The organism is Nocardioides sp., from assembly GCF_036503465.1.
Classification (GTDB): Bacteria; Actinomycetota; Actinomycetes; order Propionibacteriales; family Nocardioidaceae; genus Nocardioides.
In genome coordinates this window covers 13,291-25,841 of sequence record NZ_DASXWU010000047.1, presented here as the reverse complement: position 1 = coordinate 25,841, position 12,551 = coordinate 13,291, and the positions used below count along the sequence as shown (strand labels likewise).

Below are 12,551 nucleotides of genomic sequence, written 5' to 3'. Positions count from 1 at the left end.
ACGAAGAGCCGGGTCAGCGTTCCTGGACGTGGACAGGAGCCGGGTCAGCGTCAGCCCGGGTCACTTCTGGATGGCGGAGATGTCGAACTCGAGCTTGATCTTGTCCGACACCAGGAAGCCGCCGGTCTCGAGAGCGGCGTTCCAGGTGAGGCCCCAGTCCTTGCGGGAGATGGTGGTCCGGCCCTCGAAGCCGATCCGCACGTTGCCGAACGGGTCGCGGGCGGAGCCGGTGGACTCGAAGTCGATCGTGACCGGCTTGGTGATGCCCTTGATGGTCAGGTCGCCGGTGACGGTCCAGTCGTCGCCGTCACGCTCCACGTCGGTGGAGGTGAAGGTGATCTCGGGGTGCTGCTCGATCTCGAAGAAGTCGGCCGAGCGCAGGTGCGCGTCGCGGTCGGCGACGCCGGTGTCGATGCTGTCGGTCTTGATCGTCACGTCGACCTTGCTGTTGGCCGGGGTCGCGGTGTCGACGTGAGCCGTGCCCTCGAACTCCTTGAAGGCGCCGCGAACGGTGGTGACCATCGCGTGCCGGGCGCTGAAGCCGAGACGGGAGTGGGTGACGTCGAGGGTGTAGTCACCCGCGATGTCGTCGATGACGGTGGTGGCGGGGTCGAACGGGGTGTTCGTCATGGTGAGAGGCCCTCCTGGGGGATTGAAGTTTCAACCACTTGACCCGTACAACGCCCTCGGGCGACAGACATTCCCCGGCCCGACGTTGCCCAGGTCACATCCCGGCCACGGCCGGCATCGCGTCGTACGCCGGGGCTGACAACCGCCGTGGGACAGTGCCACGCTGAGCCATGACCCCGTCGCCGCAGACCAAGATCCTCCTGCCCGAGAGCGACCAGCCGACCCGCTGGTACAACATCCTGCACGACCTCCCGACGCCCCCGCCCGCCGTCCTGCATCCGGGCACCGGCGACCCGGTCGGGCCCGACGACCTCGCGCCGCTCTTCCCGATGGACCTGATCCTGCAGGAGGTGGCGCAGGAGCAGTACGTCGAGATCCCCGGCGAGGTGCTCGACGTCTACCGGCTCTGGCGTCCCTCGCCACTGTTCCGGGCGCACCGGCTGGAGAAGGCGCTCGGCACGCCGGCCCGGATCTACTACAAGTACGAGGGCGTGAGCCCGGCCGGCTCGCACAAGCCGAACACCGCGGTGCCGCAGGCGTTCTACAACGCCAAGGCCGGGATCAAGAAGCTGACCACCGAGACCGGGGCCGGCCAGTGGGGCACCGCGCTCGCCTTCGCCTGCTCGCAATACGAGCTCGAGTGCGAGGTCTGGCAGGTGCGCGCGTCGTACGACCAGAAGCCCTACCGGCGCACGATGATCGAGACCTTCGGCGGCACCGTGCATCCCAGCCCGAGCGACCTCACCAAGGCCGGGCGCACGATCCTGGACCAGGACCCCGACTCGACGGGCAGCCTCGGCATCGCCATCAGTGAGGCGGTAGAGGTCGCCGCCCAGGACCCCCACACCAACTACGCGTTGGGCAGTGTCTTGAACCACGTGCTGCTGCACCAGACCGTGATCGGCGAGGAGGCGCTGCTGCAGCTGGCGCTGGTGGGCGAGAAGCCCGACCTGCTGGTGGGCTGCACCGGTGGCGGCTCGAACTTCGGCGGCCTCGCGTTCCCGTTCCTGCGCGAGAAGTGGGCCGGGGCCATGTCACCGACCGTCCGCGCCGTCGAGCCGGCGTCGTGCCCGTCCTTGACCCAGGGCACCTACGCCTACGACTTCGGAGACACCCTCGGGATGACCCCGCTGATGAAGATGCACACGCTCGGCCACGACTTCGTTCCCGACCCGATCCACGCCGGCGGGCTGCGCTACCACGGGATGAGCCCCTTGATCTCGCACCTGTACGAGAACGGTGAGCTCGAGGCCGTCGCCAAGAAGCAGTCGGAGTGCTTCGCGGCCGGCGTGCTCTTCGCCCGCACCGAGGGCATCGTGCCGGCACCGGAGCCGACGCACGCGCTCGCGGCCATGGTCGAGGAGGCGTTGGCGTGCAAGGAGTCGGGCGAGGAGAAGGTGATCCTCACGGCGCTCTGCGGGCACGGCCACCTCGACCTCGCGGCGTACGACGCGTACCTGCGCGGCGATCTCGTCGACCACAGCTGGGACGACACCGAGCTGCAGCAGGCCGTGGCCGGCGCCCTGGCCAAGCTGCCGGCCGTCAGCTCCTGAGGGCCGCGTCGTCGACCTCCGTGCCGACCAGCTCGCGCACCCGGTCGATGGCGTCCCAGTCGTTGACGTGCATGCCGGCGACGACCCGGTCGCCGCGCAGCCACCAGACGCGGAACGTCCTGCCCTCGACCGGGCCCTCGGTGTCGCCGGTGATGACGACCCGCTCGAAGCCGCCGGGGCCGGGGTGGCCGACGTACTCGAGGCCGAGCGCGTACTGGTCGGTGAAGAAGTAGGGCAGGTGGTCGGCGACGGCCTTGCCGCCGAGCAGGTTGGTGGCCGCGACCGTGCCGTGCTTGATGGCGGTGTCCCAGTGCTCGACGCGCAGGCGGTGACCGAGGACCGGGTGGTCGACGTTCGCGACGTCACCCGCGGCGAGCACGTCCGGCGCCGACGTGCGCAGCCCCGAGTCGACCAGGATGCCGTTGTCGACGGCGATCCCGGCGTCGGCCGCGAGGTCGGTGACGGGAGCCACGCCGACGCCGACGACGAGGCGGTCGAAGGTGAGCGTCTCGCCGTCGGCTGTGGTGACCGTCGCCCCGCCCTCACCCCGGCTGATGCCCTCGATGCGTACGCCGGTGCGGACGTCGGCGCCCTTCTCGCGGTGGAGCTGGGCGAACAGTGCGCCGACCTCGGGTCCGACGACGTTGAGCAGCGGCTGCTCCAGTGCCTCGAGTACGACGACCTCGGCGTCCGCCTGGCGCGCGGCGCTGGCCACCTCGAGGCCGATCCAGCCGCCTCCGATGATGCCGATCCGGGCGCCGGGCTGGAGCTGCTCCTTCAGGGCGGTCGAGTCCTCGAGGGTGCGCAGGTAGTGGACCGGGGCGCCCGAGTCGTCGGCCAGCGCGAGCCGCTTGGGCGTCGCGCCCGTCGCCAGCAGCAGCCCGGACCAGGCCACCTCCTGGCCGCCGGCGGTGAGGGTGTGGGCGTCGGGGTCGACCGACTCGACGGTGACGCCGGTGCGCAGGTCGACGTCGTGCGCGGCGTACCAGTCGTGGTCGTTGACCAGCGCCTTCTCGGCGGGGTCGTTGCCGAGCAGGTAGCCCTTGGAGAGGGGCGGCCGCTCGTACGGCGCGTGGTCCTCCGCCGCGATCACGACCAGGTCTCCGTCGTACCCCTGGGTGCGGAGCTCGCGCACGGCGGTGCCGGTGGCGAGGCCGCCGCCGACGAGGACGATCGGGGCGCTCATCGGGCACCTGCCCGGTCGCGGGTGAGGGAGAGGAACTCTGCGCGGGTCTTCGGATCGTCGCGCAGCCGGCCGTGCAGGGCGGCGGTAACCGTCCGGGCGCCATCGGCGCGAGCGCCGCGCAGGCTCATGCAGGTGTGCTCCGCTTCGATCACGACGCCGGCCCCCAGTGGCTCCAGCCGGTCCATGAGGTGCTCGGCGATCTCGACGGTCAGCCGCTCCTGGGTCTGGGCGCGGCGGGCGAAGAACTCCACGGTGCGGGCGAACTTCGACAGCCCGAGGATGCGGTCGCCGGGGAGGTAGCCGACGTGCGCGACGCCGGTGAACGGCAGCAGGTGGTGCTCACACAGCGAGCTGACCGGGATGTCGGAGACCACGACCAGCTCGTCGTACCCGGCGGCGTTGCTGAACGTCGTGCTGTCGAACTCCGGCGGCGTCAGCATCTCGGCGTACGCGTGGACCAAACGCCGCGGCGTCTCGAACATGTCCTCGGAGTCGATCGGCAGACCGAGTGCCGCGAGCATGTCGGCGGCGGCCTTCTCGGCCTTCACCAGGTCGACTGGCGCGGGTTCGTGGGTGATCCGCGGGCGCCACCGCGCCCCGACCTGTCCGTCGATCTGCACGGCGACCGCCTCGACCATGGGACTCTCCTTCTGGACCGAACTCTCTAAGAGTGAGTAATATGTCTGTTAGAAGTGCGGCTCGTCAAGAGGAGGTATTGGCATGGGAGACGCGTTCTCCGCGATCGGCGCCCTCGCCGACCCCCTGCGCCGCCGACTCTATGAGTACGTCGCCGGCCGCGACGACGGCGTCGGCCGCGAGGAGGTGGCGCGCGAGGTCGGCGTCCCGCCCCACACCGCACGCTTCCACCTCGACAAGCTGGTCGAGGAGGGCCTGCTGACCGTCGAGCATCGTCGGCTCAGCGGCCGCACGGGTCCCGGCGCCGGCCGGCCCGCCAAGGTCTACCGGCGTGCCGCCGGTGAGCTCGCGGTCTCGCTGCCCGAGCGCGGGTACGACCTGGTCGGCCGGGTGTTCGCGGCCGCGGTCGAGCGGTCGTTGGAGGGAGCCCCGTTGCCCGAGACGCTGGCCGAGGAGGCCCGGCAGGCGGGACGCCGCGACGGCACGGCGTACGAGGGGAAGGGCGGTGAGCTCGCCCGTTCCGCCGATGTCCTGGCCGACCGCGGCTACGAGCCGACGCGCGTGGGGGACGGGCTGGTGCTGCGCAACTGCCCGTTCGACGCGCTGGCGCGCGAGCACACGGCGCTGGTGTGCGGGGTGAACCACGACTACGTGGGTGGTGTGCTCGACGGACTCGGCTGCGACCACACGTCGGCCAGGCTCGACCCGGGCCCCGACCGGTGCTGCGTGCGGGTCGAGGAGAGGCCGGGTCGCGCGTGACCTCCTGACAGGATGGCCGGCATGGGGACCCGCCGGCTGTTGCTCGTCGTACTCGCGATCGTGCCGCTCGCCCTGGCCGGCTGTGGTGGCGGCGACGACGGCCCCTCCCCGGACCCGACTGCGGCCGCGCTGGCCGCGGGACTGGCTTCGGGAGACCTGTCCGACGTGACCTTCGTCGACGCCTCGGCCGGTGACGTGCAGCGGGAGTACCACCGGGCGGTGGCGGCCCTGGGAGGGGTGAAGCCGGAGGTCCAGGTCGGCTCCGTGGACACGAGCGGCGACGGTACGGCGACAGCCACCCTGCGCTGGAGCTGGCCGCTCGGCGAGGGCTGGAGCTACACCAGCAAGGCCGAGCTGCGGGCGGCCGGATCGACCTGGAAGGTCGACTGGGCGACCGACGTCGTGGAGCCGTCCCTGAAGGACGGGATGACCCTCGAGGCGACGACGATCGGGGCCAAGCGTGCCGACATCCTCGGTCCGCACGGCGTCGCGCTCGTGACCGAGCGGCCGGTGGTGAGGTTCGGGGTCGACCGGATCAAGGTGCCGGCGTCGCAGGCTCCCGAGTCGGCACGGCGGCTCGCGGAGCTGGTCGGGATCGACGTCGCGCCGTACGTCAAGCAGGTCAGGGCGGCCGGGCCCAAGGCCTTCGTGCAGGCGATCGCCTTCCGGAAGGACGAGGTGCCGGCGGCGGTGACCGCGCAGTACGTCCACATCAAGGGAGTGGACGCGATCGCCGACCAGATCCCGCTGGGGATCACCAAGGAGTTCGCGGCGCCGATCCTCGGCACGGTCGGCCCCGTGACCGCCGAGATCATCAAGGACAACCCGGGCGTCTACCGGGTGGGCGACCTGGCCGGGCTGTCCGGCCTCGAGGCGAGGTACGACGACCAGCTGCGCGGCAGGCCCGGCGTCCTCGTCTCGACAGCGTCGAAGCACGGCGGGGGTCAGCAGCTCTTCAAGTCACCCGCCGTCGACGGGACGCCGCTCCGGCTCACCCTCGACCCGCGGCTGCAGCTGCTCGCCGAGCACGTCTTGAGCACGGTCGGCCCGGCCAGTGCGATCGTGGCCATCCGGCCGTCGACCGGGGCGATCCTGGTGGCCGCCAACGGTCCGGGGAACAACGGCTACAACGACGCGACGTACGGACGGTTCGCGCCGGGATCGACGTTCAAGACCGTGGACTCGCTGGCGCTTCTCCGGAAGGGCGTCACGCCGTCGTCGCCGGTCGAGTGCCCGACGAGCGTCAACGTCGACGGCAAGGTGTTCACCAACGACAGCGACTACCCGCCGAGTGCCAACGGCCGGATCGACCTGGCGACGGCGATCGCGAACTCCTGCAACACCGCGTACATCAACGAGCGCACGAAGCTCGGCCCGCACGACCTCGTCGACGCGGCGGCCACGCTCGGGATGGGGGTCGACCACGACCTCGGCTTCCCGGCGTACTTCGGGAACGTCGTGCCACCTACCTCGGAGACGACGAAGGCGGCCGACATGATCGGCCAGGGCCAGGTGCTCGCCTCACCGATGACGATGGCGACCGTGATGGCGTCGGTCGTCGCCGGCCACACGGTCGTGCCCCAGCTGGTCACGTCGGTGAAGCCGGCGCCCACGCACCCGACCCCGCTCACCGCCGTCCAGGACGCGACCCTGAAGCAGCTCCTCCGGGGCGTCGTGCTGCGCGGCACGGGGCTCGGGCTGAGGGACGTGCCCGGGCCTCCGGTGATCGCGAAGACCGGGACGGCGGAGTTCGACCGCGACGGCCGGCGGCTCACCCACGCCTGGATGATCGCCGGGCAGGGCGACCTCGCGGTCTGCGCCTTCGTCGACGTCGGCCACACCGGAGCGGGCACCGCCGGGCCGTTGCTCGAGCAGTTCCTGCGCGGCGCCCGCCAGCGCTGAACCGCTGGCGCGACCCGTGTCGCGGGCGCACCATCGACGCATGAGGCGGAGGCCCTGGCACCTCTTGGTGATCCTCGTTCTTCTTCTGCTCCCGGGCTGCGGTGGCGGCTCTCACTCGGGCGCCACAGTGGTGATGAAGACCGACGACGTGAAGGCGGCGTACGACGCGTCGGTGGCCGGCCTGGATCGGCAGTACTTCGACGACATGTCGATGACCACGCCGACCGAGATGCGGCAGGTGCTGCTGGTCCCGCTGGGCGTCGATGGCCAGGGTCTGGCGGAGTGGGAAGCAGACCTGGCGACGGGCGCCACGGCCGCCAGGCTCACGCCTCCTGGGCGGCTGTCACGCGTCGACGTGTTCGAGCACTCGGCCGGTCACGACGTACCCGCGGAGGAGGAGTACGGCTACGGCATCCAGGGGAGTCCCGTCTCGACGACGCACGGCTCAGACATCGAGATCGTGGCCGGTGTCGAGGGCGTGCTGCGCCTGTTCCACCTGACGCCGACCACGGTGCGGCTGCTGCATCCGCTCGGTCCCGCCCTGGTCGTGGAGGCGAGCACGGACGATCCCGCCTCGATCGAGGGCAGGATGGGTGAGCTCGAGAGTGCACTCGACTCAGGACATTCGGGGCTGGAGGGCATGTACCTCGCGGTGGACGGACCCGACGGACCGCTCTTCCGCGGCGAGTCCGCTCATCGGATCGCCGAGGGCGGCCAGTGGTTCGCCCGGGGCTTCGACAGTGGCATCCCACACGGCTGACCCCGGCCGTCGCCCTGGTGTCGTCACGGGCCGGGTCGGCGTCTGAGGGGGTGGCGTAGAGCCGGGTCAGCGTTCTCACGCGTGGCCAAGAGCCGGGTCAGCGCTCCCGGGGGGTGATGTTGCGGGCGACGTCCTCGGGCATGGGTTCGTAGTGGCCGAAGGAGCGGGTGAAGGAGCCTGCGCCGTGGGTGGAGGAGCGCAGGTCCACGGCGTACCTGACGAGCTCGGTCTGCGGCACCTCGGCGTTGATCACGGTCCGGTCGTCGCCCACCTTGTCGGTGCCGAGGAGCCGCGCGCGCCGCGACGACAGGTCGCTCATCGTCGCGCCGACGTGCTCGTCGGGGACGACGACGGCCACCACGTCGTACGGCTCGAGCATGGTGACCGTCGTGGCCGTGGCGGCCTCGCGCAGCGCCAGGCCGCCGGCCATCTGGAAGGCCATGTCCGAGGAGTCGACGCTGTGCGCCTTGCCGTCGGTGAGCGTGACCCGCAGGTCGACCATCGGGTAGCCCGCCCGGACGCCCTTCTCCATCTGCGCGCGCACGCCCTTCTCGACCGACGGGATGAACTGCCGGGGCACTGCACCCCCGACGACCTTGTCGACGAACTCGAACCCGCCGCCCTCCGGCAGCGGCTCGACCTCGATGTGGCACACGGCGTACTGGCCGTGCCCGCCGGACTGCTTGACGTGCCGGCCCAGACCCTTGCCGGCACCGCCGAACGTCTCGCGCAGGGACACCAGGAACGGCTCGGTCTCGACGTGCACGGCGTACCGATCGGCGAGGCGGGCGACGAGTACGTCGGCGTGCGCCTCGCCCATGCACCAGAGCACCAGCTGGTGGGTCTCCGCGTTGTTCTCGACCCGGAGGCTCGGGTCCTCGGCGGCCAGCCGGCCCAGCGCCTGGGACAGCTTGTCCTCGTCGGCCTTGCTCTTGGCGACGATCGCGACCGGCAGCAGCGGCTCGGGCATCGACCACGGCTTGAGCACCCGGGGCTCGTCGATCGACGACAGGGTGTCGCCGGTCTCCGCGCGGGTCAGCTTGCCGATCGCGCAGAGGTCCCCGGCGACGACGGCGGTCGCCGGCACGTGGGTGCCGCCGAACGGGTAGGACAGCGAGCCGACCTTCTCGTCCTCGTCGTGGTCCTCGTGGGTGGAGTCGGAGAAGAACGACGTGAAGTGTCCCGAGACGTGGACCGGATCGTCCGCGGTGAGGGTGCCGGAGAAGACGCGGACCAGGCTGACCCGCCCGACGTACGGGTCGCTGGCGGTCTTGACGACCTCGGCGACCAGGACGCCCTTCGGGTCGCCCTCGATGGGCTCGGCCTCCTTGCCGGCCGGGGTGAACACGTCGGGCGAGGGGTGCTCCAGCGGCGACGGGAACCCGTCGACGGCCAGGTCGAGCAGCTCCGAGCAGCCCACGCCGGTCATCGAGCACACGGGTACGACGGGGTGGAAGCTGCCGCGCGCCACCGCCTTCTCGAGGTCCTCGGTGAGGGTCTCGTGCGAGATCTCCTCGCCGCCGAGGTAGCGGTCCATCAGAGTCTCGTCCTCTGACTCCTCGATGATCCCCTCGATCAGCGCGCCGCGGAGGTCCTCGTGCGCACCGTCGTCGGTCATCAGGTCGACCAGCCCGGTCACCTCGCCGGCCTCGTCGCGCACCGGCACGTACAACGGCAGCACCTTGTCGCCGAACGCAGCCTGAGCCGACTTCAGTACGCCGTCGTGGTCGGCCCGGGACTGGTTCAGCTTGGTGATCACGACGGCCCGCGGCATCCCGACCTCGGCGCACTCGCGCCACAGCGCCGCGGTCGCGTCGTCGACGGCGTCGCTGGCGGCGATCACGAAGAGGGCGCAGTCGGCGGCCCGCAGCCCCGCGCGCACCTCGCCCACGAAGTCGGCGTACCCCGGGGTGTCGACGAAGTTGATCTTGGTCCCGCGGTGGACGACCGGCGCGATGGCCAGCGAGATGGATCGTTCGTGGGACTTCTCCGAGTCCTCGAAGTCGCAGACGGTGGAGCCCTCCTGGATGGTGCCCGCGCGCGGGATCGCACCTGCTGAGGCGAGCAGCGTCTCGACCAGGGTGGTCTTCCCCGATCCGCCCGGTCCGATCAGCACCACGTTGCGGATCCGGTCGGGGCTGCTCGCCCCGAGATCTTGACCCGCTGGTCTACGCCCGCCCGCCTTGTCCGCCATGTCAGCCTCCAGGTCTCGACCGGGTCGACGGACCAGACTGGTGGCGCTGACCGCCGAGCCGAAAAACGATGGAGTCCAAACAACTCCTCTGCGGGCCCGAGTTCAAGGGGCAGACGGCGCGAACGACTCCGGCGGCGGGGTCCGATGCCAGCAGGCAGATCGCGTGGAAAGCACCGGTTGACCGGGGTTTCTCTGGTCCCGACGAGCTGGTGGCGCGAGCGCCACGAGGTCGTCGGGAAAAGGGGCGAGCCCCTCGCAGCATGGGGTCAGCGAGGGGCTCGATATCGTCCGGGTGCATGCCCCCAGGCCGACGTTCACAGGGTGTCAGAGTCGCGACGGGCGCGTGCACACTTTCCGCAAACTTGCCCCGGTGACAGGCTGAAACCATGACTGGACTAGACCTCTTGGCGAAGACCGGCTCGCGCGGCCTGTTCATCGGCGGTCAGTGGCGCGAGTCGGCCACGGGTGCGAGGTTCGAGGTGCGCGACCCGGCCGACGAGTCGGTGATCACCGACGTGGCCGACGGCGACACCCACGACGCGATGGCCGCCCTCGACGCCGCGGTCACGGCGCAGGCCGGCTGGGCCGACACCCCACCGCGCGAACGCGGCGAGATCCTGCGCCGGGCGTTCGAGGCGATCATGGACCAGGCCGACGACTTCGCCGAGCTGATCAGCCTCGAGATGGGCAAGACCCTCGCCGAGGCCAAGGGTGAGGTCGGCTACGGCGCGGAGTTCTTCCGCTGGTTCGCCGAGGAGGCGGTGCGCATCCACGGTCGTTGGATGCAGGCGCCTGCGGGCGGCTCACGGCTGCTGACGATCCGCAAACCGGTGGGCCCGTGCCTGTTCATCACCCCCTGGAACTTCCCCCTGGCGATGGGCACCCGGAAGATCGGCCCGGCGGTCGCCGCCGGCTGCACGATGGTGGTCAAGCCGGCCGAGCTGACGCCGTTGACCATGCTGGCGCTCGCCGACGTCCTCACCGAGGCCGGACTTCCCGGCGGCGTCCTGAACGTCGTCACCACGTCCGACTCGAAGTCGCTCAGCGCGACCTTGATGGCCGACGACCGGCTGCGGAAGGTGAGTTTCACCGGCTCGACCCCGGTCGGGAAGGTGCTGGTCCGGCAGTCCGCCGACGAGCTCCAGCGCGTCTCCATGGAGCTCGGCGGCAACGCGCCCTTCATCGTCTTCGAGGACGCCGACGTCGCCGCTGCAGTCGACGGCGCGATGATCGCGAAGATGCGGAACATGGGCGAGGCCTGCACGGCCGCCAACCGGTTCCTCGTGCACGAGTCGGTCGCTCGCGAGTTCGCCGACCTGCTCGCGCAGCGGATGGGCTCGCTGACGACCGGCCGTGGCCAGACCCCGGGCACCGACGTGGGTCCGCTGATCAACGCCGACGCGGTCGAGTCGGTCGGAAAGCTGGTCTCCGATGCGGTGCAGGATGGTGCCGAGCTGGTCACCGGGGGTGAGGCGCCCGAGGGCCCGGGTCATTTCTACGCGCCCACCGTCCTGCTCGGCGTGTCGGCCGAGGCGCGGATCGTGAACGAGGAGATCTTCGGGCCCGTAGCGCCGATCACCACCTTCACCTCCGACGACGAGGCGATCGCGATGGCGAACGCGACGGAGTACGGCCTCTCGTCGTACGTCTACACCCGCGACCTGGCGCGGACGGTCAAGGTCGCCGAGGCGCTGCAGTTCGGGATGGTCGGCGTGAACACCGGTCTGGTGTCGAACCCGGCCGCTCCGTTCGGGGGCGTGAAGGCCAGCGGTTTCGGTCGTGAGGGCGGCTTCGAGGGCATCGAGGAGTACCTCGACACCACGTACGTCGCCATCCCGGTCTGACCCGAGCTCCCTCGACACCGGACAAGTCCCACGTCGGCGCGGGAGAAGCCCCCCTCCGGTCAGCGGGGCTGGCGGGGCTGGGCGAGCGCGTCGGCGAGCTCGGTGCGCGAGGTGATCGACAGCTTGCGCAGGATGTGGGAGACGTGCCACTCGACGGACTTCACGCTGACGCCGAGCTCCTCGGCGATCTCCCGGTTGCGCTTGCCGGTCACGACCAGCTGCGCGACGCGTCGTTCGGCGGCGCTCAGCTCGGCCAGCCGACCGGGCAGCTCACCGTCCGGTGCCTCGCCGAGACGCTCCAGCAACCAGCGGATGCGACCCAGCAGCGGACCGAGGTCCTGCTGACGTGCGTACTTCTCCGCCGTGCGCAGCAGGTCCACCGCTCGCCCGGACTCGTCGGGCCGGAGCAGCAGCAGCCAGCCCGCGAGATCGGTGCGGATCTGCGCGTCGAGACGCGCCGCAGTCGTGCCGTGCAGGACCTCGAGCGCCTCGTCGAGCAGCGCGATCCGGTCGCTCGTCGGGGCGATCGCGGCCTGGGTGCGCAACGCGTGGGCGACGGCGTACGGCATGTCCAGCGTGCGCGCGTCGGCGAGCTCAGCCTCGATCAGCTCGGTGGCCGCTGCGATCTCACCCCGGCCACCGACCACCCGGGCCAACCCGCTGCGCCAGGGCACCCAGGGATGCCCGGCCACGGACTGGAGCTCCTCGCCGGCGCGCTCGTAGTACGACACGGCCTGGTCGGCCTGGCCGCGAGCCGCCGCGAACTCACCCAGCCCGTACGACGCCGCCGCGCCGACCAGACCGCGGATGCGCATCAGGTTCGTCAGCTCGCGGGCGTACGTCGCGGCGCCGCGAAGGTCGCCCATCGCCAGCTTGGCCTGGAGCCCGGTGACGGCCACCGAGACGTGACCGAAGTCGTCGAGGTCCTCGCGGTGGCGGGCCCGGTCGACCGCGTCGAGGGCATCAGCGATCCTGCCCTGCGACAGCGCGTCGCGGGCATGGTGCACAACACGGGCGGAGTCGTCCGTCGCAGAATCGAACATGCTTGAGTCCGCCCCCCTGGGCTCGAGCATGTATAGAAGGTAGG

The 12,551-nt window shown here is 71.0% G+C and carries 10 protein-coding genes; 5 read left to right on the top strand and 5 right to left on the bottom strand.

The genetic code is table 11. The features are described 5' to 3' along the window. Nucleotides 1-60 precede the first annotated feature (60 nt). Nucleotides 61-630 (bottom strand): YceI family protein, encoded by a 570-nt coding sequence (locus VGK78_RS08370; protein WP_331527148.1) that lies wholly within the window; start codon nucleotides 628-630, stop codon nucleotides 61-63. A 170-nt stretch (nucleotides 631-800) separates the two neighbouring features. Here VGK78_RS08370 and VGK78_RS08365 point away from each other — a divergent pair, with 170 nt between their 5' ends. After that, nucleotides 801-2,183, top strand: a complete 1,383-nt coding sequence (locus tag VGK78_RS08365) for a TrpB-like pyridoxal phosphate-dependent enzyme (RefSeq protein ID WP_331527146.1) — start codon at nucleotides 801-803, stop codon at nucleotides 2,181-2,183. Here the strand turns inward: VGK78_RS08365 and VGK78_RS08360 are convergent. Both VGK78_RS08360 and folE read right to left on the bottom strand, forming a co-directional pair. Then, nucleotides 2,173-3,369: an NAD(P)/FAD-dependent oxidoreductase gene (locus VGK78_RS08360; RefSeq protein ID WP_331527145.1), complete on the bottom strand. Its 1,197-nt coding sequence runs from the start codon at nucleotides 3,367-3,369 to the stop codon at nucleotides 2,173-2,175. The genes VGK78_RS08365 and VGK78_RS08360 overlap by 11 nt on opposite strands. Beyond that, the gene (folE, locus tag VGK78_RS08355; RefSeq protein WP_331527144.1) at nucleotides 3,366-4,007 is read right to left on the bottom strand and encodes a GTP cyclohydrolase I; all 642 of its coding nucleotides are present in this window, start codon (nucleotides 4,005-4,007) and stop codon (nucleotides 3,366-3,368) included. The genes VGK78_RS08360 and folE overlap by 4 nt, the downstream gene beginning before the upstream one ends. Nucleotides 4,008-4,089: 82 nt before the next feature. Here folE and VGK78_RS08350 point away from each other — a divergent pair, with 82 nt between their 5' ends. The 3 genes from VGK78_RS08350 to VGK78_RS08340 are packed head-to-tail and all read left to right on the top strand — an operon-like array spanning nucleotide 4,090 to nucleotide 7,426. Then, nucleotides 4,090-4,764, top strand: a complete 675-nt coding sequence (locus VGK78_RS08350) for a helix-turn-helix transcriptional regulator (protein ID WP_331527143.1) — start codon at nucleotides 4,090-4,092, stop codon at nucleotides 4,762-4,764. Between the two features lie 21 nt (nucleotides 4,765-4,785). Continuing rightward, nucleotides 4,786-6,666: a penicillin-binding transpeptidase domain-containing protein gene (locus VGK78_RS08345; protein ID WP_331527142.1), complete on the top strand. Its 1,881-nt coding sequence runs from the start codon at nucleotides 4,786-4,788 to the stop codon at nucleotides 6,664-6,666. A gap of 40 nt (nucleotides 6,667-6,706) precedes the next feature. After that, the gene (locus VGK78_RS08340; protein WP_331527141.1) at nucleotides 6,707-7,426 is read left to right on the top strand and encodes a hypothetical protein; all 720 of its coding nucleotides are present in this window, start codon (nucleotides 6,707-6,709) and stop codon (nucleotides 7,424-7,426) included. 97 nt (nucleotides 7,427-7,523) lie between these two features. Here VGK78_RS08340 and VGK78_RS08335 read toward each other — a convergent pair whose 3' ends face one another. Next, nucleotides 7,524-9,620: an elongation factor G-like protein EF-G2 gene (locus VGK78_RS08335; RefSeq protein ID WP_331527140.1), complete on the bottom strand. Its 2,097-nt coding sequence runs from the start codon at nucleotides 9,618-9,620 to the stop codon at nucleotides 7,524-7,526. A gap of 386 nt (nucleotides 9,621-10,006) precedes the next feature. Between VGK78_RS08335 and VGK78_RS08330 the strand changes: the two genes are divergently transcribed. After that, entirely contained in the window at nucleotides 10,007-11,464 is a 1,458-nt protein-coding gene (locus VGK78_RS08330; protein ID WP_331527139.1) for an NAD-dependent succinate-semialdehyde dehydrogenase, read from the top strand. A 59-nt stretch (nucleotides 11,465-11,523) separates the two neighbouring features. Here VGK78_RS08330 and VGK78_RS08325 read toward each other — a convergent pair whose 3' ends face one another. Beyond that, nucleotides 11,524-12,507: a helix-turn-helix transcriptional regulator gene (locus VGK78_RS08325; RefSeq protein ID WP_331527138.1), complete on the bottom strand. Its 984-nt coding sequence runs from the start codon at nucleotides 12,505-12,507 to the stop codon at nucleotides 11,524-11,526. Between the last annotated feature and the right edge of the window lie 44 nt (nucleotides 12,508-12,551).